Origin of the sequence: Caballeronia udeis, from assembly GCF_001544555.2 — a bacterium.
Taxonomy (GTDB): domain Bacteria; phylum Pseudomonadota; class Gammaproteobacteria; order Burkholderiales; family Burkholderiaceae; genus Caballeronia; species Caballeronia udeis.
On sequence record NZ_FCOK02000032.1, the window covers coordinates 16,071 to 41,618 of the forward strand.

21 protein-coding genes are annotated in these 25,548 nt (G+C 60.8%); 10 read left to right on the forward strand and 11 right to left on the reverse strand.

Features of this window, described 5'->3' with window-relative positions:
- Positions 1-17: 17 nt before the first annotated feature.
- The 3 genes from AWB69_RS22000 to AWB69_RS22010 form a co-directional block, all read right to left on the reverse strand.
- Positions 18-2,039: an acetyl/propionyl/methylcrotonyl-CoA carboxylase subunit alpha gene (locus AWB69_RS22000; RefSeq protein WP_062088706.1), complete on the reverse strand. Its 2,022-nt coding sequence runs from the start codon at positions 2,037-2,039 to the stop codon at positions 18-20.
- An 85-nt stretch (positions 2,040-2,124) separates the two neighbouring features.
- Positions 2,125-3,732 carry a carboxyl transferase domain-containing protein gene (locus AWB69_RS22005; protein WP_062088708.1) on the reverse strand — a complete coding sequence of 536 codons (1,608 nt, stop codon included), beginning with the start codon at positions 3,730-3,732 and terminating at the stop codon, positions 2,125-2,127.
- 16 nt (positions 3,733-3,748) lie between these two features.
- Positions 3,749-4,930 carry an isovaleryl-CoA dehydrogenase gene (locus tag AWB69_RS22010; RefSeq protein WP_062088709.1) on the reverse strand — a complete coding sequence of 394 codons (1,182 nt, stop codon included), beginning with the start codon at positions 4,928-4,930 and terminating at the stop codon, positions 3,749-3,751.
- Between the two features lie 198 nt (positions 4,931-5,128).
- Between AWB69_RS22010 and AWB69_RS22015 the strand changes: the two genes are divergently transcribed.
- The gene (locus AWB69_RS22015) at positions 5,129-5,854 is read left to right on the forward strand and encodes a TetR/AcrR family transcriptional regulator (protein ID WP_062088711.1); all 726 of its coding nucleotides are present in this window, start codon (positions 5,129-5,131) and stop codon (positions 5,852-5,854) included.
- A 198-nt stretch (positions 5,855-6,052) separates the two neighbouring features.
- On the opposite strand, the gene AWB69_RS22020 is transcribed toward AWB69_RS22015, so the two are convergent.
- Entirely contained in the window at positions 6,053-6,763 is a 711-nt protein-coding gene (locus AWB69_RS22020) for a TetR/AcrR family transcriptional regulator (RefSeq protein WP_062088713.1), read from the reverse strand.
- A gap of 73 nt (positions 6,764-6,836) precedes the next feature.
- Between AWB69_RS22020 and AWB69_RS22025 the strand changes: the two genes are divergently transcribed.
- Complete coding sequence (locus tag AWB69_RS22025) at positions 6,837-8,339, forward strand: MDR family MFS transporter (protein WP_062088715.1); 1,503 nt, start codon at positions 6,837-6,839, stop codon at positions 8,337-8,339.
- Positions 8,340-8,421: 82 nt separating this feature from the next.
- Positions 8,422-8,631, forward strand: a complete 210-nt coding sequence (locus AWB69_RS22030; RefSeq protein WP_156528929.1) for a hypothetical protein — start codon at positions 8,422-8,424, stop codon at positions 8,629-8,631.
- Positions 8,632-8,681: 50 nt separating this feature from the next.
- On the opposite strand, the gene AWB69_RS22035 is transcribed toward AWB69_RS22030, so the two are convergent.
- Positions 8,682-9,302 (reverse strand): LysE family translocator, encoded by a 621-nt coding sequence (locus AWB69_RS22035; protein WP_062088718.1) that lies wholly within the window; start codon positions 9,300-9,302, stop codon positions 8,682-8,684.
- 383 nt (positions 9,303-9,685) lie between these two features.
- On the opposite strand from AWB69_RS22035, the gene AWB69_RS22040 reads away from it, so the two are divergent.
- On the forward strand, positions 9,686-11,173 hold the full coding sequence (locus AWB69_RS22040) for an MFS transporter (protein ID WP_062088720.1): 1,488 nt from the start codon (positions 9,686-9,688) through the stop codon (positions 11,171-11,173).
- 70 nt (positions 11,174-11,243) lie between these two features.
- A complete protein-coding gene (gene pstS / locus AWB69_RS22045; protein ID WP_082913523.1) occupies positions 11,244-12,335 on the forward strand; it encodes a phosphate ABC transporter substrate-binding protein PstS in 1,092 nt (363 codons plus the stop codon).
- Between the two features lie 151 nt (positions 12,336-12,486).
- Here pstS and AWB69_RS22050 read toward each other — a convergent pair whose 3' ends face one another.
- Together AWB69_RS22050 and AWB69_RS22055 are read right to left on the reverse strand one after the other, a co-directional pair.
- Positions 12,487-12,705, reverse strand: a complete 219-nt coding sequence (locus tag AWB69_RS22050) for a hypothetical protein (RefSeq protein WP_062088722.1) — start codon at positions 12,703-12,705, stop codon at positions 12,487-12,489.
- A gap of 335 nt (positions 12,706-13,040) precedes the next feature.
- On the reverse strand, positions 13,041-14,636 hold the full coding sequence (locus AWB69_RS22055) for a methyl-accepting chemotaxis protein (RefSeq protein WP_062088724.1): 1,596 nt from the start codon (positions 14,634-14,636) through the stop codon (positions 13,041-13,043).
- 535 nt (positions 14,637-15,171) lie between these two features.
- Between AWB69_RS22055 and AWB69_RS22060 the strand changes: the two genes are divergently transcribed.
- The 3 genes from AWB69_RS22060 to AWB69_RS22070 all read left to right on the forward strand — a co-directional run bounded on the left by AWB69_RS22060 (position 15,172) and on the right by AWB69_RS22070 (position 18,888).
- On the forward strand, positions 15,172-16,269 hold the full coding sequence (locus AWB69_RS22060; protein WP_062088726.1) for a TIGR03118 family protein: 1,098 nt from the start codon (positions 15,172-15,174) through the stop codon (positions 16,267-16,269).
- Positions 16,270-16,658: 389 nt separating this feature from the next.
- A complete protein-coding gene (locus AWB69_RS22065) occupies positions 16,659-17,450 on the forward strand; it encodes an ABC transporter substrate-binding protein (RefSeq protein WP_062088728.1) in 792 nt (263 codons plus the stop codon).
- A 322-nt stretch (positions 17,451-17,772) separates the two neighbouring features.
- Complete coding sequence (locus AWB69_RS22070) at positions 17,773-18,888, forward strand: succinylglutamate desuccinylase/aspartoacylase family protein (protein WP_062088730.1); 1,116 nt, start codon at positions 17,773-17,775, stop codon at positions 18,886-18,888.
- A gap of 164 nt (positions 18,889-19,052) precedes the next feature.
- On the opposite strand, the gene flhC is transcribed toward AWB69_RS22070, so the two are convergent.
- The 3 genes from flhC to AWB69_RS22085 all read right to left on the reverse strand — a co-directional run bounded on the left by flhC (position 19,053) and on the right by AWB69_RS22085 (position 21,847).
- Positions 19,053-19,712 carry a flagellar transcriptional regulator FlhC gene (gene flhC, locus AWB69_RS22075; protein ID WP_062088732.1) on the reverse strand — a complete coding sequence of 220 codons (660 nt, stop codon included), beginning with the start codon at positions 19,710-19,712 and terminating at the stop codon, positions 19,053-19,055.
- A 15-nt stretch (positions 19,713-19,727) separates the two neighbouring features.
- Positions 19,728-20,045 carry a flagellar transcriptional regulator FlhD gene (gene flhD / locus AWB69_RS22080; protein ID WP_047845882.1) on the reverse strand — a complete coding sequence of 106 codons (318 nt, stop codon included), beginning with the start codon at positions 20,043-20,045 and terminating at the stop codon, positions 19,728-19,730.
- 665 nt (positions 20,046-20,710) lie between these two features.
- The gene (locus AWB69_RS22085; protein ID WP_082913524.1) at positions 20,711-21,847 is read right to left on the reverse strand and encodes a purine-nucleoside phosphorylase; all 1,137 of its coding nucleotides are present in this window, start codon (positions 21,845-21,847) and stop codon (positions 20,711-20,713) included.
- A 241-nt stretch (positions 21,848-22,088) separates the two neighbouring features.
- On the opposite strand from AWB69_RS22085, the gene AWB69_RS45960 reads away from it, so the two are divergent.
- Positions 22,089-22,469 carry a hypothetical protein gene (locus AWB69_RS45960; RefSeq protein WP_062088734.1) on the forward strand — a complete coding sequence of 127 codons (381 nt, stop codon included), beginning with the start codon at positions 22,089-22,091 and terminating at the stop codon, positions 22,467-22,469.
- On the opposite strand, the gene AWB69_RS22095 is transcribed toward AWB69_RS45960, so the two are convergent.
- Positions 22,394-24,985, reverse strand: a complete 2,592-nt coding sequence (locus AWB69_RS22095; RefSeq protein WP_063977875.1) for a mechanosensitive ion channel family protein — start codon at positions 24,983-24,985, stop codon at positions 22,394-22,396. The two genes, AWB69_RS45960 and AWB69_RS22095, sit on opposite strands and share 76 nt — an antisense overlap.
- Positions 24,986-25,159: 174 nt before the next feature.
- Between AWB69_RS22095 and AWB69_RS22100 the strand changes: the two genes are divergently transcribed.
- Positions 25,160-25,492 carry a hypothetical protein gene (locus tag AWB69_RS22100; protein ID WP_156528930.1) on the forward strand — a complete coding sequence of 111 codons (333 nt, stop codon included), beginning with the start codon at positions 25,160-25,162 and terminating at the stop codon, positions 25,490-25,492.
- Positions 25,493-25,548: the final 56 nt, after the last annotated feature.

Below are 25,548 nucleotides of genomic sequence, written 5' to 3' on the forward strand. Positions count from 1 at the left end.
CGAAACCATGTGCAGCGTCATTTCGCGGGCTGCACTTCCATCACCAATAGCTGGGCGCCATCGGTGACCTGGTCGCCAACGCTGAACAGGATCTCGCCCACCGTGCCGCCCGCCGGCGCAACAATGGTGTGCTCCATCTTCATGGCTTCCATCACCAGCAGCGGCGCGCCCTTCTCGACCACCGCGCCCGCCTCCACCAGCACCGCGATCACCTTGCCCGGCATGGGCGCGGTCAGGCGGCCTTCGCCATGCTCGGCATCGGCGGCATGCGCCAGCAGGTTCTGCCATTCGAACGCCAGCGACGCCCCCGCGTAAAACACATGGAACACGTCGCCGTCGACAAACACCCGCCCCTTGATCCGCTTATCGCCGATCAGTACGACGAATGCATGCGGCTCATCCCCGTGGGACCAGTCGAACGTAAGCGTTTCGCCAAACAGTTCGAGTTGTTTGTTATCGGCGCGGCCTGACGTTGAATCGCGGGTAAAGACGGCCAGAATTTCATCGTCCGACCCAACCAGGCGCCAGTTCAACGCCTGCGTGTAACCACCGCTCATGCGCCAATGCGACAACGCATCCCACGGCGACACACCATGCGCCTCGCCGCCTTCACGCGTGAGCAGCGCGGCGCAAGCCAACGCGAGCGCCTGTGTTTTTGGCACCTCCGATGGCGCGAACAACGTGTCGTGATGACGTTCGATCAGACCGGTATCGAGATCACCGGTCGAGAAGGGTTCGCTCAGCACGATCCGATGCAGGAACTCGATATTCGTCGATGGGCCCACCACCTCGCATTGTTTCAACGCCAGCGCCATGCGCAACAACGCATCGTCACGATCGCGGCCGTGCACGATCAACTTGGCGATCATCGGATCGTAAAACGGGGTAATGGTATCGCCTTCACGCACGCCGCTATCAATGCGCACGTTACCGTTCAACTGAAATTCGACCGCGTCGGGCAAACGCAGATGCTTGAGCGTACCCGTCGACGGCAAGAATCCGCGCGACGGATTCTCCGCGTAGATACGCGCTTCAATCGCATGGCCGCCGACCTTCAACTGGTCCTGTGACAAGGGCAACAGTTCGCCGCTCGCCACGCGCAGTTGCCACTCGACCAGATCGAGCCCCGTCACCATTTCGGTCACCGGATGCTCAACCTGCAGCCGCGTGTTCATCTCCATGAAATAGAACTGGCCATCGCCGGTCATGATGAATTCGACCGTGCCCGCCCCCACGTAATTCACCGCACGCGCGGCTGCGACCGCGGCTTCGCCCATCGCGCGGCGGACTTCGTCGGAGAGGCCCGGCGCGGGCGCTTCTTCCAGCACCTTTTGATGGCGGCGCTGCACCGAGCAATCGCGGTCGAAGAGATACACGGCGTTGCCATGCTGATCTGCGAACACCTGGACTTCCACATGCCGCGGGCGCTGCAGATATTTTTCGATCAGCACACGATCATTGCCGAAACTGCTTGCGGCCTCGCGCTTGCATGACAAAAGCGCCGACGCAAAATCCGCACTTTTCTCGACCACGCGCATGCCCTTGCCGCCGCCGCCCGCGCTTGCTTTCAGCAACACCGGATAGCCCATGCCATCGGCTTCCTGTTGCAACAATGCAGGGTCCTGGCTGTCGCCGTGATAACCCGGCACGAGAGGGACGGACGCCGATTGCATCAGCGCCTTGGCCGCGGCCTTCGACCCCATCGCGGAGATCGCCTCGACCGGCGGGCCGATGAACACCAGCCCGGCCTTCTCGCAAGCACAAGCAAAGTCCTCGTTCTCCGACAAGAACCCATACCCCGGATGCACCGCCTGCGCGCCGGTTGCAAGCGCCGCGCCGATAATCTTTTCGATCCGCAGATAACTCTCGGACGCAGCCGCTCCACCTACGTGCACGGCTTCATCGCAGACGGCGACGTGCTTCGCCTCTGCATCGGCGTCCGAATAAACGGCCACGCTGCCCACGCCTAATCGTTTGCAGGTCGCAGCCACACGGCACGCAATTTCACCGCGATTCGCAATCAGTACTTTATTGAACATGACGAAGCCTGGAAGAAAGAGGTCAGCCCTGCATGGGACTGGACCAGGCGCTGAAGGGCCAAGTCCAGTCGACAGCTCTGCAAGATCACATCCGGAACACGCCGAAACGCGTGTCCTCGATAGGCGCATTCATGGAGGCCGCCAGCCCAAGCCCCAGTACATCGCGGGTCTGCGCCGGGTCGATCACACCGTCATCCCACAGGCGTGCGCTCGCATAATACGGATGCCCCTGTACTTCGTACTGCTCGCGAATGGGCGACTTGAACGCTTCCTCCTCTTCCTTCGACCACGTACCGCCCTTGCCCTCTATGCCGTCGCGGCGCACAGTCGCGAGCACGGACGCGGCCTGCTCGCCGCCCATCACGGAAATGCGCGCGTTCGGCCACATCCAGAGGAAACGCGGCGAATACGCGCGGCCGCACATGCCGTAATTTCCCGCACCAAACGAGCCGCCGATAATCACCGTGAACTTCGGCACCTTCGCCGTTGCAACGGCTGTCACCATCTTCGCGCCGTTGCGCGCGATGCCTTCGTTCTCGTACTTGCGCCCGACCATGAAACCCGTGATGTTCTGCAGGAACACGAGCGGGATCTTGCGCTGGCAGCACAGCTCAATGAAGTGCGTACCCTTTAACGCCGACTCCGAAAAGAGGATGCCGTTGTTCGCAATGATGCCGACCGGATGCCCCCAGATATGCGCAAACCCGCATACGAGCGTCGTGCCGTAACGCGCTTTGAATTCATCGAAGGCGGAGTCGTCGACAATGCGCGCAATCACTTCGCGAATGTCGAACGGCTTGCGGGTGTCTGCCGGAATCACGCCGTACAAGCTATGCGGATCATGACGCGGTGGCAGCGGTTCTTTAAGCGCCACCGGCGAAACCTTCACGCGATTCAGATTGCCCACGATGCTGCGCGCAATCCCCAATGCATGCGCATCGTTTTGAGCGAGGTGATCGACCACGCCTGAGAGCCGCGTGTGGACATCGCCACCACCCAGATCTTCGGCGCTGACCTCTTCGCCCGTTGCCGCTTTCACCAGCGGCGGCCCCCCCAGGAAAATCGTGCCCTGGTTCTTCACGATGATCGATTCATCGCTCATCGCCGGCACATAGGCGCCGCCCGCGGTGCACGACCCCATCACCACGGCAATCTGCGAAATGCCCTTCGCCGACATGTTCGCCTGATTATAAAAGATGCGGCCGAAGTGATCGCGATCGGGAAATACATCGTCCTGATTCGGCAGATTCGCGCCGCCCGAATCGACGAGATACACGCACGGCAAGCGGTTTTCTTCCGCGATCTCCTGCGCCCGCAGATGCTTCTTCACCGTCACCGGATAGTACGTGCCGCCCTTCACGGTTGCGTCGTTGCAGACGATCACGCACTCCTGCCCCGCAATCCGGCCAATGCCCGTAATCACGCCGGCCCCAGGGGCGTCGTCGTTGTACATGCCGTAGGCGGCCAGTTGCGACAACTCGAGAAACGGCGTGCCCGGATCAAGCAATTGGGCAATGCGGTCACGCGGCAACAGCTTGCCGCGTGACATGTGTTTGTCGCGGGCAGCTTGACCGCCGCCCAACGCGATCTTCGCGACCTTTTCCTTCAGGTCCGCGACAAGCGCTTCAAGCGCCGCCGCGTTCGCACGGAATTCGTCGCTGCGTGGATTCAGTTTCGATTCGATGATCGGCATAAGTTGGTCCGCTCGCTCAAGCTGTTTCAGCGAACAGTTCGCGGCCGATCAGCATGCGGCGAATCTCGCTCGTGCCCGCGCCGATCTCATACAACTTCGCATCGCGCCACAGACGGCCCACCGGATACTCATTGATATAGCCATTGCCGCCCAGGATCTGGATCGCCTCGCCGGCCATCCACGTCGCCTTTTCAGCCGTGTAGAGAATCACGCCCGCGCAATCCTTGCGAACCTGGCGGCCATGACCTGCACCGAGCGTATCAAGTTGACGTCCAACCGCGTAGAGATACGCGCGGCACGCCTGCAAGGTCGTATAGAGATCGGCGACCTTGCCTTGGATCAACTGGAATTCGCCAATCGCCTGACCGAACTGCTTGCGGTCGTGGATGTACGGCACGACTGCGTCCATGCACGCGACCATGATGCCCGTCGGGCCGCCCGCCAGCACCGCGCGTTCATAGTCGAGGCCACTCATCAGCACCTTCACGCCCCCGTTCAATGCTCCAAGGATATTTTCCTTGGGCACTTCCACGTTCTCGAACACGAGTTCGCCCGTATGCGAACCGCGCATGCCGAGCTTGTCGAGTTTCTGCGCGACAGAGAACCCCTTCATGCCCTTCTCGACGATAAACGCCGTAATGCCCTTCGCATTGGCCTCAATATCCGTCTTCGCATATACCACGAGCGTGTCGCAATCCGGCCCGTTGGTGATCCACATCTTCGTGCCGTTGAGCACGTAGTGATCGCCCTTTTCATCGGCGCGCAGCTTCATGCTGACCACGTCCGATCCGGCGTTCGGCTCGCTCATTGCCAGCGCGCCAATGTGCTCGCCCGAGACCAGCCCCGGCAGATATTTGCGCTTCTGCGCTTCGGTGCCGTTACGATGAATCTGGTTCACGCACAGGTTGGAATGCGCGCCATACGACAACCCTACCGACGCCGACGCCCGCGAAATCTCCTCCATCGCGACCATGTGCGCCGTATAACCCATGTTCGCACCGCCGTACTCTTCGGAGACCGTCATGCCAAGCACACCGAGATCGCCGAATTTCTTCCAGAGGTCCATCGGGAACTGATCGGTTTTATCGATTTCAGCGGCGCGCGGCGCAATCTCCTTCGCGGCGAAATTGGCAAGCGAATCGCGCAACATGTCGATGTCTTCGCCCAGGGCGAAATTCAGACCGGGTACGTCGTTCATGCGGGTCTCCTTCTTCGGTGTATCGGCTTGAGGTCGGCAGCGTGGTGTTGGCAGGACCAAATGTTCGACTCAAATCTTGAGTCGAACTCACACTCGGGAATTTCCATGATGGACGGGAGTTTCACGCCGAATACCCCTTCCCGTCAATAGGGATTTGAGCTACGCTCACATCTGGTTCATCATCGTGCACGCCTTCTTATGTCCTCCACTCCCGTCACCGGAAATCGCCGCACGCCCGCCGGCGTGAAGTCGCAGCAGCGCGTGAAGGACATTCTTCAGGCCGGCCGGGACGTCTTCGCCGAAAAAGGTTACGACGCCGCGACGAGCGCCGAGATCGCCCAGCGCGCCGGGATTTCAGAGGCTACCGTATTCAGCTATTTCAGCGGCAAGCGGGAGTTGTGCGCGCGGGTGATCGCGGATTGGTATGACGAGATCATCGACGCATTCGAAACCGGACTGCCGCGCGACGGCAGCGTGCGCCAGCAATTTGCGTTTATCGTCAGGACGCATTTGCGGCTGATGCTGGTGAACGGGACGGGGCTGTGCGCGCTGGTTTTATCGGAAGGGCGGACGAAACACCATGATCTCAGCGACACGCTTACCGACCTGCAACGCCGCTATACCGCACCGCTGATGAACGTGCTCGCTCACGGCCAGACGGTTGGCCAGGTGCGGGCCGACTTGCCGTTGCGGCTGATGCGCTCGCTGATCTTCGGGCCAATGGAACACGTGCTGTGGGACGCGACACTCGCCAGGCGGCATCTGAGTCAGGCTCAGATCGATACAACCGCGGATGAACTCATCGACGTGCTGTGGACCGCGCTGCAGCCCCCCGCTGCCAGCCTGACTGCGCTTGCGCAGTTCAGACAGGACGTGGAAGAAGCGTCGCGGCGGTTCGAAGAAGCCGCGAGCCGGGAGAAATGAGATTGTGGAAGCTCGCGGACGCGAGCCCGGCAGACAGTTAGTTGCTATTTGATAAATCGCCGTGCAATCCGGGCGAGCCAGGGCACGGTCACCGGGCGCAAAAGACGCGCGCCGTAACCGCCATCGCAACAATCACGCTCTTGCGCTCGAATTTATCGGACCAAAACCCCCAAACCCGTCCACCGGCGCGAGCGAAAATCAACCGGCCGGCCCAATCCCGTGCATCAGCATTGCCACTGCGTGCCGCGCGATCTGGTCGCGCCTGGGTGCACAGCCGCCGCTCTCCTCAGCCGACGGATAAGTCACCGCCAGCGGCAACACGGTCAATCCGAATAGCGACACAAACAGCAACGACGGCTCCAGGTGCGAGTTGAGCTTGCCCTCCTTCTGCCACTGCGCGATACGTGCAATCGATGCCTTCTTGTTGGCATCGCCAAAACGCTCGGCAATACGCTGGCGCAGCAAACCGCCCTCGCTGATGACTTCGCGAACCCATAGCGTCGCAAACCACGGATACCGCTCGCAGACAGCGATAAGACCCTCCGCGAATGCGCGTAACGCCTCCGCCGGTTCCGCGTCCGAGTCGGCGAACGCACGGCCGAGTTCGGCGCGCAAGGGCACGAATCGCTCGTCGATCAACACGTCCAGCAGTTGATCGCGCGTTTTGAAGTAGTAATGGACCATGGCCGGCGTCACGCCCGCCTCGCGAGCGATCGCGCCGAGCGTGGTCTCCATGATTCCCTGGCGGGCAAACAACACCAGCGCCACGTCCAGCAGCAGCGCCCGCGGCTCGCCGTGCTGCGCGCCGGTCGGCCGGCCGGGCCGGCGGCCGGCCTTCGGCGGCTCGGCGGGGACGCCGGGGACGGCGGATTCGGAATGTTCGGAAGGATCGGTTACATCTTTAGTCATAGTGGCAATTGACCCCGGGAATGGTGTCGCCTAATATTAACTCCAACATTAATTAATCTCATCGGGCGGCTGAATGGATTCCCTGCAACCCTCTGTCGCATTTCCTGTCGTTGAAGAGCGGCCTCCCATCCGGCTGCTCTTCACGGCGCTGCTGCTCGTCATGCTGCTCGGGGCGCTCGACCAGACCATTGTTTCAACAGCGCTGCCCACCATCGTGGGCGAGCTGGGCGGGCTCGAAAGCCTGTCGTGGGTTGTCACGTCGTACTTGCTTACGTCGACAATTGTCGTGCCGCTGTACGGCAAATTCGGCGATCTGTTTGGCCGCAAAGTCGTCATTCAGGCGTCAATCCTCATTTTTCTTGCGGGCTCCGTCCTGTGCGGCGTCGCGCAGGACATGACCCAGCTGATCGTGTTGCGCGCGTTGCAGGGGCTCGGCGGCGGCGGCTTGATGGTCGTGACCATGGCCGCCATTGCCGACGTCATTCCGCCCGCCGAACGCGGCCGCTACCAGGGTTTGTTCGGCGGCGTGTTTGGACTCGCGACGGTCGTCGGACCGCTGCTGGGCGGGTTTATCGTCGAACACTTGTCGTGGCGCTGGATCTTTTACATCAACGTGCCGCTGGGCGTGCTTGCGCTGATCGTGATCGGACTCGTGTTCAAACCGCATGTGGCGCACGTGAAGCATAAAATCGATTACATGGGCGCTGCGTTTTTAGCCGCATCGCTCACTTGTATCATCCTTTTTACCAGTCAGGGCGGCACGCTGCTGCCGTGGAGTTCGCCGCAGCTCTGGTTCACGCTCGTGCTCGGATTCATTACGCTGGGCGGTTTTATCTACGAAGAACGCCTCGCCGATGAACCCATTATGCCGCTTGAGCTGTTCAGGGAGCGTACGTTCGTGCTGAGCGGACTGATCGGTTTCATCGTAGGATTTTCGCTGTTCGGCGCCATCACGTTCCTGCCGCTTTATCTGCAGGTGGCGAAGGGATCGACGCCGTCGCAAGCCGGCCTGCAAATCCTGCCCATGATGGCCGGCATACTGTCCACCTCCATCATCAGTGGCCGCCTGATCAGCCGAATCGGCAAATACCGCTGGTTCCCGATCTGCGGCACCGCGCTGGTCGCCTGCGGCATGTTCCTGATGTCCACGCTCCAATTGACCACCCCGCTTCACACCATGTACCTGTTCATGCTCCTGCTGGGACTCGGGCTCGGCATGGTCATGCAAGTGCTGGTGCTCGCCGTGCAGAACGCGGTGCCGTTCAAGAACGTGGGCGTGGCGACGTCCGGCGCGACCTTGTTCCGGTCGATCGGCGGTTCGGTGGGGGTCGCAACATTCGGCGCAATCTTTACGAACGGTCTGCAATCGCGTCTGGCCGACACCATGCCGCCCGGGGCGGAGCTGCCGCGATCGATGGGGCCGACAACGGTCGAGCATCTTCCCGCCGCTCTCCGCCATACCTATCTCAATGCGTTCGCCGGATCGATGCATGTGGTGTTTCTCGTCGCCGGAGCGGTCGTGCTGCTTGCGTTTGCGTTGTCCTGGTTCATGCAGGACAAGCCGCTTCGCAAGTAACAGCGAAGCAATGAGGTGCGTCAGCGGCGGTTTGGCTCATTTGGTTTAAGCTGATGTACCTCAACTTCCAAACGTCCGCACAATGAAGCTTACGCACATAGTGATCGCCTCGACCCTCAGCGCTTTTGCCTTTATCTCGACCGCCGCACTGGCGGAGACTTACCACTTCGGCGAGGGACAGACGTCCATGTCGGGAAGCGGCAACACGTCGCGGCACGCACCGCCGCCCAAACATAAAAAGCACAAGAAGACGCGCCACGTCACCGACAAAGGTACCTATTCGCAGCCGTAAGCGAAGAGCCTCAGTAGCGCCCTCGCCTCTCGCCTTCGTCACATGGGTTTTCAGCGCGTCAGTAACTGGCGCACACCCAGCGCCACGATCAACCCGCCACAGACGCGGTCGATCCACGCCCGATACCCGCGGTAGCCTGACGCAATCCCTGCGTGTGACAGGACGAGTGCGACGAACCCGTACCACGTCGTTGCGACCAAAGCGACCATTGCAAGCATCGCCGCAAAAGTGACCGGCGACATATGCGCCGGGGTGGCGGACGCGAAGATGGCGGCGAAAAACGCCACCGACTTCGGGTTCGTGATGTTTGTCGCGAAGCCTTGCACGAATGCCTTGCGCAATCCGCCAGACACGCTCGCCTCGGCCATGCCCGACTCGCCGGCGCGCGCCTTGATGATCAGCCTGCAGCCGAACCACATGAGATACGCCGCGCCGCCAATCTTGACGACCAGCGCCATCCACGGGAATGCAGCAAACACAATCCCTACGCCAAGAATGGCGCAGGTCGCCCAGAACAGGCTGACCAGGACGATGCCCGCGACGACCGCCAGGGCCTCGGAGCGTGTCGACGAGGCCGCCTTGTGCGCCACCGCGACAAAGTTCGGTCCGGGAATAACCACGCCTGCAATATAAACAGACAAAACAGCCAGGACTGCGGATGAATCGGCCACGCCGTTGCTCCCTCATCAATCGACGCGCGCAAAGGCGGCGCGTCAGCCAACGCATTATCGCTGAGGTCTGTTCTGACGATTGCTCACCCCAACGCGCTGAGTAGCTGCTTGGGTTTTTAGCGCGGTCGATTGACGACCAACTCGTTGAGCCGTCGCAGTTTTGTCATTTAGCGGACACCACGCGACGTCACCATGGCTGGATCAAAAATGCGAATGAATCTGCCGACGGGCTCGCCTGTTGCAAAACAGCAGGCCGGGCATCGGTCAGATTCGTCTCCGGTTCGGGCGGGTGTGATGCATGACGCAGAGCGGAGTGTGCGTCATGCCGACAAGCCTCCTGCGCCACATGGGCGACGCGATAATTATCTTACAAGGAGCTTGGAATGCATGATGTGGCAGATCCGGACAAAGTGCAGCGTTCCACCATAAAGTCGGTTCAGGATTACATCGACGAACGGCCAATGTGGCCAGATGGAACGCATCTTCCGTCAGCCCCCATGACCTCGATGCAGTGGCGCATCTGGGCACTCGCGGCAGCAGGCAAGTTCTTCGAGGGATTCGTCGTATTCATGACGGGGGTGGCATTGCCCCTGATCTCGCACGAGTTCGGAATCAGCGCTGCGCAGAATGGTTTCATCAGCGCGGCCAGCCTGATGGGCATCCTGGTCGGAGCGGTCGGTCTCGGTGGCATGTCCGATTACTTCGGGCGCAAACGCATGTTCATTGTCGAGATGATCATCTTCTGCGCGTTCCTGGTGCTGCTCATTTTTTGCACCAACTTCATATCGCTCGTTGTCTGCCTCTTCGGCCTGGGTGTGGCGCTTGGCTGCGACTATCCGACCGCGCACATGATCATCTCCGAAAGTATTCCCAGCACCAGCCGCGGCAAGCTGGTTCTGGCTGCATTTGGGTTCCAGGCACTGGGTGCGCTCGGCGGCACGGCGGTGGGCTTTCTTGTCCTGTCGATCGAACCAACCCTCGATGCATGGCGCTGGATGTACGGCACCGCGATCATCCCCGCGCTGCTGGTCACGATCGGACGCTTCTACATCACGGAGAGCCCGAACTGGCTCCACGTCCGCGGCGCGGTTGACCGCGCGGAGCTAGCCGCAAAACGGCTGCTGGTCCGCGTTCCGCAATACCCGACCAACATCTCCCTGGCACGCGGTGGCGAGTTCGAGGCAGGCGGCCACGGCGACAAGCAGAGTTTTTTCGCGCTCTTCGCGAAGCGCAACCTGCGCGCGACAATCCTGGCCTCCGTACCGTGGTTTCTGCAGGATCTTGGAACGTACGGCATCGGTATCTTCACGCCCACGATCCTTGCCGCCGCGTTCGGCAGCAAGCCGGATCATGTTCGTAGCGTCAGCGACCTGATCCTCAACGACATCCTTGCAGCCAAGGGCGCCGCGCTGATCACCACACTGCTGATCGTCGGCATTGTGTTCGCCGTCATGCTCGCGGACAAGGTCGGCCGGATCTGGCTGCAAGTGATCGGCTTTATCGGCTGCGCGGCCGGCCTGTTGCTCGCATCGTTCTCGACCGGCTTCGAAGGGACCACGAAGACAGCCGTCATTTTCGCCGGCTTCATGCTGTTCAACTTCATGACCAACCTGGGACCCAACGCGCAGACCTACCTGCTCGCGGGAGAAGTATTCCCCACCGCGATTCGTGGCACGGGCGCAGGCTTCGCTGCGGCGGTCGGCAAGATCGGCGCGGTGGCCACGGCCTTCCTGTTCCCGATTCTTCTTACGGGTATCGGCACGGCGCCGCTTCTCTACATTCTGGTGGCGACGTCGATTCTCGGCGCGGTGATCACATGGTTGTTCCGTATCGAGACGAACGGAGTAAGCCTCGATGAGATCGGGCGATAACGACTTCCAGGGCCGTCATGGCCATCAGACAGAACATATGGCTTCCCCGCAGCCCGACAGAGAGACGCGCATGATTGGATATCTTAAAGACCCGGCGATTCCCGTAAAGCGGCGATGGCTCACTGCTGTGCCGCTATGCATGGCGACGCTGGCCGCGCTCGCGGCCACACCGGTCCACGCGGAAGGCGTCAAGCTAAGCGAAACCGGCTCGACCTTGCTCTATCCGCTGTTCAATACCTGGGTCGCGGCTTACACCAAGGCTCATCCCGATGTACAGATCAGCGTTGGCGCAACCGGCTCGGAGTCGGGGATCCAGCAGGCGATCGCAGGCAAGGTGCTGATCGGTGCGTCGGATGCCTACATGTCGGACTCCGATGTCATGCAACACCCGCAGGTCCTCAACATTCCTCTCGCGATCGCCGCGCAGACGGTCAACTACAACGTGCCCGGTCTCAACGCGGCTCACCTGAAACTGGACGGGCCGGTGCTGGCCGGGATCTACACGGGGGCCATCCGCGAGTGGGATGCAGCGCCCATCGCAGCGCTCAACCCAGGCGTTTCGTTGCCGCATCAGGCGATCGTTCCGATCCATCGTGCCGAGGGCTCCGGCGACACCTTCGTCTTCACTCAGTACCTCTCGTTCTCCGAGCCTTCATGGGAGAACGACAAGGGATACGGCACCACGATCGAATGGCCCGCCGTGCCGGGTAGCATGACAGCGACGGGCAACGCCGGCATGGTGCAGGCTATCCAGTCAACCCCCTATTCGATCGGCTACGTCGGGGTGAGCTTCAGCGACGGCATAGCGGCCGCGAAGCTGGGCACAGTGGCGCTCAAGAACGGGGCCGGCGAATTTGTCATGCCGACCAAAGAGACGATCACCGCTGGCGCGGCTTCGCTCGGTCCCCGGACGCCGCCTGACGAGCGTCTGAGCCTTGTATTTGCGCCGGCAAGCGGGTCATACCCGCTGGTCAACTACGAGTACGCAGTGGTCTCGACCAAGCAGCCGGATGCCGCAACCGCTGCAGCGGTCCGCAGCTTTTTGTCCTGGTCGATCGTACCGTCCGAGACCAATGAAGCCTACCTGAACTCAGTACATTTCATTCCGTTGCCGCCGCATACGTGGGAGCTGAGCCAGGCGCAGATCCAGTCGATCAAGTAACCGTTCGGCGGCGCTGGTAAACGGGTGGATGCTTTCGGGACAATACGGAGGCGTGATTGTCTGCGAGACAATCAACAAGACGAGATCATCCACCGAGTCCATCAGCCGGGACACTTCCATGAAGTGTCCCGGCCGTTCACCGCTGAACCGGTTAGTGCCCGCCGTGCAGGTGCACGGTCTTCTTCGCTGCATGCTCAGCATGTTCGCTGGCGTGCAGTCCATGGCCATGGGCTACATGGGCATGATGGCTTGCCTGCGTATGATCGCCGGCCTCGGCATGTTTTGCCGCTTCGCGATGATGTTTCGCGGCAGCATCGAGATGCTTGGCCGCTTCTTCGTGATGGTGATGAACTTCGTGTTGGTCGCTCATGGAAATCTCCAGTGTTTGCAACGGGGCTCAATCCACAGGAGGACTGAGCTTTATCCACGATAGAGAAATGCAGTGTCACTTGCGTGACCCACGGCGGAATTCAAAGGTCTCCGCTGTACGCGGGATAGCGATCATCGAATCGTCAATGACCTGAAAGAATCGCTATCCCCGGAATGTTGGCTACGCTGCGCACGGGTTGCGCCATGCCACTCTTCTCCAGCAGCCGCACCACTGCCGCACCCATTTCGCGATAGCATGAGCTCCGATCGATTGATGACAGGAGAGCATGCTCATGAGCTTCGACGAACGGATGTTGAACGGCATGGGCGTCGCAGTCAGGCGAAAACCCGCGCGTCGGCGGACCGATAAGACAGCCCCGACACGCCCGCCTCGACCGTGAACACCGACACCGTCCCGCTCAACCGGATCGCCTGTTCATCAAGCGATTGAGCCGCCGCAGCCGCCTCTTCAACCAGCGCCGCATTCTGCTGCGTGACTTCATCGATCTGGCCAATCGCCTGATTGACTTGCTCGATCCCGTGGCCCTGCTCATCGGACGCCGCGGCGATCTCGCTGACAATTTCCGCTACCCGTTTGATCGCGCGCTGCACCTCCGCCGTCGTGCGCCCGACCTCTTCGGCCTGACGTGAGCCCGATTGAATGGTCGTCACTGAGCGCTCGATCAGATCCTTGATCTCCTTGGCCGCCACCGACGAGCGCTGCGCGAGGCTGCGCACTTCCGACGCCACCACCGCGAAACCACGCCCCTGCTCTCCGGCTCGCGCAGCCTCGACGGCCGCATTCAACGCGAGAATATTGGTCTGGAACGCGATGCCTTCTATCAGCGTGGTGATCTCCGCGATCCTCGCGGAACTCGACGCGATCTCGTTCATCGTGCCGACCATCCGTTCGACGGCCAGATTGCCTTCGTCGGAGATATGGGTCGTGCTCACCGCCAGCGCGCTCGCTTGTTTCGCGTTGTCCGCGTTGCCCTGAACCGTGGCCGTCAACTCGCCGAGACTCGCCGCCGTTTCCTGCAAAGAGGCGGCCTGCTGCTCGGTGCGCGCGGACAGGTCGATGTTCCCTGCGGCGATCTGCCTCGATGCAACGCCCACCGCATCGCTTGACACCCTGACTTCCGCCACGACGCCCGCCATGCGCTTGAGCAGGCTGTTCAACGCAACGGCGGTGTGACCGATTTCGTCCATGCGTTCCACCTGCGTCTGCTGGGACAAATCCAGCGATGCGCTGATTCTCTGCAGCGTGTCCTGCAGGCGGCCAAGGCCGCGGCTGATCAACCGGTAAAGCTGGCTCCCGAACACCCCCGTCAACAGCAACGCACCCGCGACGATAACCAGCATCAGGCCAAATGCCGTCTTGTAAGCCGAGGCGTTTTCATTGCGCACCGCCTGGCCGCGTTCGATGTTGTAGTTGAGGTGTCCATGCAAGCCACTGTTCAGCGCGACCGCCGCCGTATGCACCGCCCCGCCGTCGTGCAGCATGGCGAGCGCGCCGTCCTTGTCACCTGCCTGGATCTTCCCGAAGAAGACAGTGCGAGCGGCGCGATAGGCTGCAATATGCGCCCGGTCGGCATCCAGCATGGTTTGATCGGCCGGGTCGGACATGCCGAGCGACTGATAGTCGGCGACGTGGCTATCGAAGTGTTTATCCGCATCGCCGATTTCTTTTTCGATCGCGCTCCGGCTCGCGTCGTCGATTCCATCCACCACATAGCGGTACACGTTCAACCGCATGTCGGCGACATCGTCGAGCGTCATTGAGATCGACTTGAGGCCAGGGATAGTGTGTGTCTCGAGGCCCTCTATGCGCTGATAGGACCCGTGAAGCTGCGAGAGCCCATAGCCTCCCACAAAAGCCAGCGCCAGCAACGCCATCCCGAGCGTCATCACCAGCCGTCGAACGATAGTCATAGGGTTGTTCTCGTTTGATCTTCGGCAACAGGGTTATGAAAAATTGCCGATGGGTTATAGCCGCAAAAAACGTGCAACACGCTGTCTGAAAACGAGCTTGTCGACCGGTTTACGGACGTGGGCGGAAAAACTTGAGAGCAATTTTCGAGGCGGGAGACAATCGGCGAACGCGTACCAGACGTCCATCGACCTAAACGTTTTCAATGTCGGCTTTATTCCATTCGACTGCCAAATCTTCGCGATACGAACCGCAAAAAAATAGTTCGTTTGATTGGAATATCTGCGAGGCGCCAGCTGTTCTCTTGTTCGCGCCAGTTTGCGGCCCGGTGAACGTTTCCAGTCGGCCCTGAGTTTTAGTTAGGAATGGAAAACGAAAATCAATCCTGCTCAGCATGGAATAAATGTTTTGGTGCGCACGTTCAGACTGGGACGATCGAACGCTGCATCCAGCGATTCCTCTCGTCTGTTGGCCGGGCGTCACCCAGGGAGAGTCGACATCGGCGAACACCACTCGGACCGCAAGAGGAGAACATCAATGAAACTTCAGCAGAAGCTTACTGTGTCAGTGCTACTGGGCATGGCCGTTGCAACGCTGGCGGCATGCGGCGGCAGTGATTCCAACTCGAACAACGCGCCGATTGTTGGTCCGTTCAAATCCACCGTGCTGGTCTCCGACGGCACCAGCGCGGCGCCCCACACCGACGCCAACCTGCAAAACGGGTGGGGCATCGCGTTCAATCCGGCTGGCGTAGTGTGGGTCTCCGATAACACCACGAGCAAGTCGACGCTATACGACGGCAACGGTGTCGTGCAGTCGCTGGTGGTGACGATCCCGCCAGCGGCGGGCGGCCAGACCGGCGGCCCGACGGGCATCGTGTTCAACACCAGCACCGACTTCCAGGTCACGGCAAACGGCAACACCAGCAACGCGCTGTTTATCTGGGCAACGGAAGCCGGGACGATTGCCGGCTGGTCGCCCAAGGTGCTGCCAACCACGGCCGTGAAGGCCTACGACGACGGTGCCGGCGGTGCGGTGTACAAAGGCCTCGCCATTGGCAAGAACGGGACTGCAAACCTCTTGTATGCGACCGACTTCCATAACGGCAAGGTCGATGTCTTCGACAAATCCTTCAACAAGGTGCAGCTCGACGGCCTGTTCCAGGACCCCACGCTGCCCGCGGGTTTTGCGCCTTTCGGCATCAGCGTGACGGGTAGCACGGTCTTCGTCACCTATGCCAAGGTGGGGCAGGACGGACGCACGCAGGTGAATGGTCCAGGAAATGGCGTGATTGACACCTTCGACACCGACGGTCACTTCGTCAAGCGAATCGCCACGAACGGTACCCTGAATTCGCCGTGGGGCATCGCCATGGCGCCGGCGAATTTCGGCGGTGCAAGCAACGACCTGCTGATCGGGAATTTCGGTGACGGCACCATCGATGCATTCAACCCGGCTACCGGTGCGTTCATCGGCGCACTGACCCAGGTCGACGGCACCGCGATCCTGCAAAAGGGCATCTGGGGCATCGCGTTTGGCAACAACGTTGACAACCAGCCGCTCAATACGCTGTTCTTCGCCGCAGGCCCGAGCCCGACGACCGGTATTTACGGCCGTATCGACATCGCGCAATAGCCCGGCGGTACCTGCTCCGCTCGCCGCCCCGATCTCAACGGCGGCGAGCGGGGCCGTTGCGATGGCCGGAACATCCCCCGCGGCACTCCAGCTGCCGCACTTCATGACAAGCCTCACCATCCGGCTTACCAGTCAGACTTACAATCGTGTCGCACAAAAAATGATTCAATCGCCCGCACGAGCCGAAATGCCCGGCCGCACAAGGGTTGCAAGATTAGCTATCGGGACTTTCACCAACTCCCTTATTTTTTTGGCTTGGTAACCTGCTGCGGTTCTATTGCGGACACAATCCGCGGAATGCAAGCTGTCCGGCGCCGAGGGGCCTCACGCCGGACAAACCCGGGTACCGACCTATCCGGGACGTACTGACCACCTATGGAGTAAAAACAGTGAAAAAACTGCTCGCGGCTTTGACGATTTCCCTGCTCGCCGTCACATCGATCACCTCCGTCACCGCCAATGCGAAGGATTACTCGACCATCCGTTTCGGCGTCGACGCCTCTTACGCCCCGTTCGAATCGAAAGGTCCGGATGGCAACCTGGTCGGCTTCGATATCGATCTCGGCAATGAAATTTGCGCGCGTCTGCATGCAAAGTGCGTATGGGTGGAAAACGATTTCGACGGCATGATCCCGGCATTGAAGGCGAAGAAGTTCGACGGCGTGCTGTCGTCGATGTCCATGACGCCGCAACGGGCCGAACAGATTGCGTTCTCGAGCAAGCTGTTCAACACGCCGACGCGCCTGATCGCCAAGAAGGGCAGCGGCATCCTGCCGACACCTGAAGGCCTGAAGGGCAAGACGGTGGGTGTGGAACAAGGCACGATCCAGGAAACCTACGCCAAGACCTACTGGGCGCCGAAGGGTGTAACGGTTACGCCGTACCAGAACCAGGACGGCGTGTACGCCGACTTGCAAGCTGGACGCCTGGACGCAGCGCTGCAAGATGCAGTGCAGGCTGACGTTGGCTTCCTCAAGACGCCACGCGGTGCGGGTTACGAGTTCGTGGGCAAGGATCTGGTCGATCCGACGATCCTCGGCAACGGCGCGGGTATTGGCCTGCGCAAGGAAGACACCGACCTGAAGGCACAGATCGACAAGGCAATTGCCTCGATCATCAAGGACGGCACGTACAAGAAGCTTGAGAAGAAGTACTTCGACTTCGACGTGTACGGCAGCTAAGCAGTCCCCTGGCCTGAGCCCGGAACACGTTCCGGACCTGGCTTGATCGCCTGAGAAAACGGGCTCCGCGACAAACGCGGAGCCCGTTTTGTTATGGGCGTCTTTTTTCACCCGGTGGGGTAATACCACCGTTTTCAGCTAAGATCGAAGGTCCGGGGCAGGCGGCACCGCGAGTAACTGACCAGGGAACTTGCCAGGTATTGGCCGATGCGACCGGCCCGCAATACCCGCCGGCCGTTGCGGGCGCTCCGCCCCGCTCTCCTGAACACGCCGACACTTATCCCACGCGCGACGCGTTTCCGAGCGCCGTGCACCGAAAATCATGCAAACCAAAACGCACACCCTGATTTCGCCGTCGATCGGCACCATCCGCACTATCCTGAGTTTTCACTACGGCCCGGGCGGCGGCGAAAAGATCTATATCCAGTCCTCGCTGCATGCCGACGAACTTCCCGGCATGCTGGTCGCGTGGCGGCTGCGGCGGCATCTGGCCGAGTTCGAAGCGGCGGGCAAGCTGCGCGGTGAAGTCGTGATCGTGCCGGTATGCAACCCGATCGGGCTGAACCAGAACATGCATGGCACGCTGCTCGGGCGTTTCGAGCTGAACAGCGGCCACAACTTCAACCGCAATTTCCACGACCTCGCTGCGCTGGTCGCACCGCGCATGGAAGGCCGGCTGTCCGGCAATATTGATGCGAACAAGCTTGCTGTGCGCCAGGCCATGCGCGAGGCGCTGGACGAGCAAAAACCGCAAACCGAGCTCGAATCGCAACGCCTCGCACTGCAAAAACTCTCCTACGACGCCGATGTCGTGCTCGACCTGCATTGCGACCTCGACGCGGCGCTGCACCTCTACACCAACCCGGAGATCTGGGACGAAGTGGAACCCCTTGCGCGATACCTGGATTCGAAGGCTTCGCTGCTGGCGCTGAATTCGGTGGGCAACCCGTTCGACGAGATTCACAGCTTCTGCTGGTCGGACCTGAGGGCCAAGTTTGGCGATCGTTTCCCGGTGCCGAACGGCGGTATTTCGGTGACGGTGGAGTTGCGCAGCCAGCACGACGTATCGTATGAATTCGCCGATACCGACGCGCAGGGCATCATCAACTACCTGATCCATCGTGGCGTGATCGATGCCACCGCGCCCGCCATGCCGGCACTTTCCTATCCGGCGACGCCGCTTGCCGGCGCCGAGCCTATTGTTGCGCCTGTGAGCGGCGTGCTGGTGTTTCGCGCGAAAGTCGGGGCGCTGGTCAAGGCCGGCGACGCCATTGCCGACGTGGTCGACCCGCTGACGGATACGGTTACGCCTTTGAATTGCACGACCACCGGTGTGCTGTATGCGCGGCAGATTGCGCGGTTCGCCACCGCGGGGATGGAAGTGGCCAGGGTCGCGAGTGCGACTGCGTTCAGGACAGGGTCGCTATTGTCGGCGTAGGGTCAGAAGCAAGCGCCAGAAAGCAAAAACCAAAAAGCAAAAGGGCTACCAACCTCGGTAGCCCCAAAAAAAATCCACAACCCCTTTAAACCTTAAAAAACAGCAGCGGGTCCTGCGGCCACCCCATCGAATGATGGTCCTCGGGGCCACCGGTCCGCTACCGCCTAAGCAGCCTGTGCAATCAGGCTTTCTTTGCGCGCCTGTAACATCGCCGCGTTTTCGAGCGCCGTCGGTTCCGGCACTTCGTTAGTCGATACCACACTCAACTCCACCAGCGCGGTCTCAAGGCTCGCCTGACGGGCGGCCGCCGCTTTCTTGGTCTTCCCCGCGCGTGACGGCGGCTGGCAGGCCCCGCACACCACGTTTTCTTGCAAATCATGTTTGTGCGCAATGAACTTTCCAGTGCAGCGGCAGCATTTCGTGAGCTGCAGCATGCCTGCATCGAAAAAGCGCACAAGGGTCCAGGCCCGTGTCAAATCCAGTACCGCCTCGACATCGCTATTCCTGCAATGTTCGAGATACAGCCGATACCCCTTCGTCAGGGCATCGAGGTGCGAGCAACCCGCTTCTTTCTTCAGGAACACATACGTGTTGTAGAAGAGCGAAGCATGGATGTTCGCGAGCCACGTCATGTACCAGTCAGCCGAGAAAGGCAGCATGCCCTTCGGCGGCGATACACCCTTCACCTCGCGATACAACCGGATCATCCGGTCACGCGACAGTGTCAGTTCACTTTCGAGCACCTGCATCCGCGCCCCGAGTTCGATCAATGCGATCGCGCGGAAAACTTCCTGTGCATCTTCGGTGAGGCTCTTCTTAAGCATGGCGCGCTCTCGTGCTTAGAGGAACTGTTCCGCTGGCTGGCCGGCCAGCAAGATGGCTGCGTGCGTCGGCGCGATATCCGCATGCTTCGCGGGCGACGTGAGTGCAGCCAGCATGGTGTGATCGTTGAAGCGGAAAAAACACAGCAACTGGTCCGAAGCCGCCAGTTTGACAACCTGCGCGAGCGTCAGCCCGGACAGAAGGTCGGCGAGTTCCTTAGACAAACCCAGTCGAAACATCCCGATAGCACGATCCTCTCGCAGCATGCGCTGCGCGAGCATGATGTACGACAAGTTGATTTCTCGAATCGAGTCCAGCGTTTCGCGACCGTTCATGATTTTCCTGCGTTCGATATAAACCCCGAGCACCCTACCGGCATTTTTTGCCAGCTATCTTTTTGCCTAGCCAAACGTTTGTCCTGTCCGGCTACGTTTAAACTTTGTTTCAGTGAGTTACATCTTGTAACAACACTGTGAAACGGATTGTAAGTACCACGCAGCGGGAAATCAAGAACATCTCAATAATAAATTTCCATAAAACAACAGAGAGAAACGGTAACTTTTTCCCGAAGTTGTAACAAGAAAGTGTGACCGATTTTTGGCGGCGATTTTGAAGCGGGTTGACATGGGTCAATCGACAGAAGGTTTGCTTGACGATTGATTCCTTAGGGAAAAAACGGATAGGGGCAATAGTCGGTTGACGCGCCCGATGAATTAATCGGATTGCGATGAATCGCGAAGTTGTAACAGCCGCTCAGTCAGCTTTCAGGATTGTCGCGAAGGAAAACCCTTGGATAAAAACTGTCAGTCCGCTTTCACTTTCGAGGTCGTTATTTTGACCGCCAGGACAGGCAAATAACAGCCGGTCGGCATATGTTGCACCCAGTTGTAACAGCGCCATAAAGACTATTGAAATTTACTAATCAATAGAGAATTACTCTTTAATGCCGCCGCCCCCGGTAAGCACCGATGCGAAAGAACGGCGACCGGGATTCATGCCGTTACCGTTGCGGTACGCCCGCGCGCCATTCGCTCCAGTGCGTTGCAATCTCCTGCACCAGCGGGTTACCTGCCCGGTACAAATTGTCGATAGCCGGCACGAAGCCGCCCTGAGCGGCGTAATCGAGAAGATTATCGGAGGCTGATTGTCCGTCGTGTGGCCGGTCGAAATCCGAGCCCGCGCGCACTGCGGCCACCCGGGTCAAATCCACGCGATGCGCACTCGCCGCACGCGACAACGCTTCGTATGTCGCGTTGTCTTCCTGCTGCGTCGTGCAATACACGCCCTTCCCGTCAGTCACGAGCCTGGTCCATTCACGCGCACGCTCGCCGATATATTTCCCCGACCACCACGTATCGCTCGCCAGCGTGTCGCACTGGATCACCTTCGGCGGCTGGTTCGCCGGCGCATAGCTGAACTTGGCGCGCGCCGCCTGCGCTTCGGGGCTGTCGGAAAGCGTTACGTTCTTCGACAACGCATAAGCTGCATCGGCCAGATCCGGATTCAGCCGGAACACCTCGGTCTTGTAATCGAGCGGCGGTTTATCGTTTGGCCCTTTCGTATTGATGCCGAGATAACCGCCCGGCCAGCTATCCGGTTTTTCGCGGGCATCGAGCTCCCACTGGATGCCGAAATCAACGAGATATCTGGCCCACGCGGCAGAGCCGACCGTGCCTTGCATCGGGTCGATACCCGCAATCCCCGCGATCACGAAATAGGTGCGGCGCAGATCGAATTTATCGGAGAACGTGAGCGCCATCAGCGAAGCGGCCGCGTTCGCATGACCCATGCCGGTGGTCATCACGCAGACCTCCTGCCGGTTGCAGTTCACCACGGGATAATCCGGCGAGAGTCCGTCCACGCGAATGGCCTTCCAGGGGCCGAGCTTGTCGAGCCAGACCTTGCCCTCGGGACCGAACATGGAAATGATCATGACCTTGACCGGCTGACCTTTGTTATCGCCCTTGGCGCTGCGAACGCTATCGGCAGCCTGCGCAAACGTTGGCGTACAAGCACTGAACAAGAACGCTGCCGTTGCGGCTGTCGTGCTCAATGCAGTGATGCCCGAGGGAATGAATGAGGGGCTGAATGAGGAGCGACGAAGCAGGTCAAGCGAGGAACGGATGATCGATTTCATCTGGGCGGCACCGTAAGTGGAAGGAAAACGCGAGGTGCAACGCACGGCGAGGTGCATAGCCTGGACGCACACCCGTCCAGTCGAACCCACCCGCCGGACACTCGCGCGCTGAGCGCATTATAGAAGGGCGAAGGATGCCGTTGTAAGCCACATAAAATGTTCCGGTAACGGCCATCGAGCACTACTCTTGCTATCTCGCTTCCTGCTGTTAAGTGAAGTCCACTTGCTCTGCAAGGCACCCATGTCCGACACCGCCGCTTCACGAATGATCGATGCGTTTCACGCCAGCCGTATCGAGGACCGCCAGCACGTCCAGATGTGCCTCGAGGCTACCGGCGACTCCGCCGTTGCGCTCGAGGCCTTGTGGTCCGAGGGGGAACATCATCGGGGGCATGCACGTGCGGCCCTGGAGCGACTGGTTGCGCTGGCGGACCGGCACGGTGTCATGCTTTCGCTCGTGCCACGGCCGCTCACGCAAAAAGGACAAGACGCTGCCGCGCCTTCTGTTGATCAGGCCGCGCCGGATAGCGCGGCACTCGAAGCGTTTTACGGCCGGCTGGGGTTCGAACGCTCAGGGGGCAAGTTCGAAGGCTCGCCGGTGATGGTGCGCTCGCCGCGTTGACCGGCATCGGCATTAGCAGCGTTGGCATTGGTATGCGCGTCGCCTGAAGAGTCGCTCTGCTGATCCCGCTCCACGACTGCAGCCAACTCACCCGCATCGCCGCCCTTCACGATCACGAAATTGCGCTGCGGATTCGCTATCTCGATGCCGCGCTCCGTGAACCGGTCCACAATACGTCGATTGAACTCGCGCTGCACACCCCAGCGCGCGGTATCACGGCACTGGATCTGACCGGCGAGCGTGACGCTCGAGCCATCTACCGCGTCCACGCCCCACAGGCTGAAGTCGGAGAGGATACCGTCCTTGAACGCATCGTCTTCACGCAGCGACGCCCCGATCTCCTTGAGCGTATCCGCAGCCAGGTTCACGTCCTCTCCGAGCGCGATGCTCACGCGCACCGCGGCATTGCCAATGCCGCGATTCGTGTTGTTCACCGTCGATACCGAACTGAACGGCACGGTAAAGAGCGACCCGTCACTGCCCCGCAAACGCACCGTGCGGATCGACAGATATTCGACCGTTCCCGACACCCCCGCGAGCGTGACCGAGTCACCCACTTGCATGGCGTTCTCCATCAACAGGAAGATGCCGGTGATCAAATCCTGCACGAGCTTTTGCGACCCGAAACCCAGCGCCACGCCGAAGATGCTTGCGCTCGCGAGCAGCGGCGCGGTGTTCACCCCGATCTCGCTTAATCCCGTCAACACGACGACCATCGCGATCACGATAAAAAGCGCGGTGCGCATCATTGGCAGCAAGGTTCGAAGGCGCGCGGCGCGCACGCGGTCGCCGCTCGCGGTCCACGTTTCCAGCCGTTGCTCGACCATCACGTTCGCGCCTTCCCACACGATCACGGCAAACGCGGCGGCGACCGCGATGGTGATGAGCGCGGACGCAAGCCGATGGCCTACTCCGCCCGACGAGAATAGCGACGGGACGTGAAGCCCCCAGACCTGCAGCAGCGTCAGCAGCGTAATGACGACGATCACCGCCTGCACCGCACGCCGCATCAGCGGGTAATAGCGGTAGGCGTGCCGATGCGCGATCGACTTGTCCGACATGTCTTCCCCGCTGCCCTCCTTATGAAAGATTCGGCCAAGCGCACCGAACGCGACAATCGCGACCACGCGCGCCGCGACCAGCACGAGGACCGAGATGCCGAACAGATGAAACAGCGTCCTATACCCGTTGCGGACATCGAGCGCCCAGACGAACCACAGCGCCAGCACAAAAAACACCGCAAGCCCGGCCCAGACGTCAGCAACCCAATTAGCCAGCAGTACGAATGAACGGCGCCCCTGGACGCTCTCGCGAATCCACGCTGCGACCGGCACGCGGCATTTGAGGATCACGATAGCGAGCAGGACATGCACGACCAGCGCGACCGCCTTCAGGATCGAGTCATGGGCGGCGTCGGTCATGCCGAGCGGCACCGCGGCTTCCGCGAGGGCCGAACCCGCTCCCGCCACACACACTATGCGCACCAGCCAGTCGTGCGCGAAGCGGGCGGCATCGTCGTCTATCTGGATCAGGCGCAGGCCCGGGGCGTTAGGCGCGAGGAACAAACCGCTCGCGATCACAATGCCGCGGCACAGCAGGTACACGTCGATCAGCGCACCGACAGTACGGCCCTGCGGCGTGCTGTCGTCGATGAACATGGACATCAGCACCGCGGCCACGGCCACGAACACGATCAGCGGCACCACCGTGAGCAAACCACGAAGGATGGCGCTTGGCAGCCGCTGCAACAGGGTCCAGTGACGCGCGGCATGACGCACACCACGGGCGGTATCGGTCTTGCGTTCAGCGACCTGGATAGCCGCCTCGTTGCCCGAGCGCTCGGCCACGGCTTCGGCGTGCACTGCCGCCCGCTCCTTCTGCGCGAGTTCGGGCTGGGTTGCATCGGCATCCACGACCCCGCGAGCCGCGATCCTCGCACGCAACCGGCGCAGCCATCGGGAGCTCAGGTATTCCAGCAACAGTGCGGGTAACAACGAGATCGAGATCGACCAGATCACCTGCCCGATCAGCGCGCGGCCGCTGGCGGTCAGCATGCGCTGGCGCCACCATTGGAAGACCGAGCCGTAGTCGAGCAGCGCCACGACGGAACGGCGCAAGCCGCTGCTGATCCCCACGAGCCAATAACCCGCTTCATGTGAAATCTGCGATGCGAGGCCGTTGCTCGTGAGGGACTTCGCCAGCACGCTGGCCGCGCCCGATGCACCGCTTGCAGCCGACGCGCTCGCAGCAGGCGCCGAGCTGCCTGAGGCAGCCTGCGCGGGCGTGGCGAGCACACCCGCGGCGGCGACCGCCCGCAGCGTGTCCTCCATCTGGCCACGGCGCACAGGATCGTTGAGGACGGCCAGCGCGGCACGTGCCTGTTCGGGGGTCAGCGCGACGGTGGATGAATCAGCGGCAGGTGAGGCTGCGCTGGCGGCGGCATTCGCGGCAGATGCGAACGTGCTGCTCAGGACGCTCAGGACAAAAAGAAAGATGACGAGAACAATTTTGCGCATGGGCGAAGATGAGGAACTCGGTTAGGGAAACCGCCACGGATGCGCCGGACCTGCAGCGCGATTGAACCTGCGGTGTTCACTCTCAAGCTGGGACAAGCGGGACAAGCTGGGCAAGCGGGTAAAGCTGGAATGGTTCGTGCGACAAACATCAGATCAAAGCTACCGGACAACGGCATGAGCGTCCACCTTACGCGAACCATACGAATCATCGGCACTCTTGGCAAAATCGGCGCTGCCGTGTCCCGCGCCGCCGTGCTGTTCTCGGCGGCCGGACTGCTGGCAGCACTTCTTGCGCCCGGGCGGGTATCCGCTACCGAACGCGGAACTCTCGAGCGGGCCGCAAAGCCTACGCCGCCATCGGTTGCGGGTGTGACAAAGCAGGTCGAGAGCGTCGAGCCGCCAGACGAAGGCACCACACAACTTCCCGCCAGCGGCGACACCCAGCTTCCTGCTACGCCCGATACACCACGTCCGCATTACGGCCGGCCGCCGGCCCATTTACCGTGATGCCGGATTCTCCGCGTGCACCGGTTTCAGTTTAATGGAACGTTGCGGCTGTCATC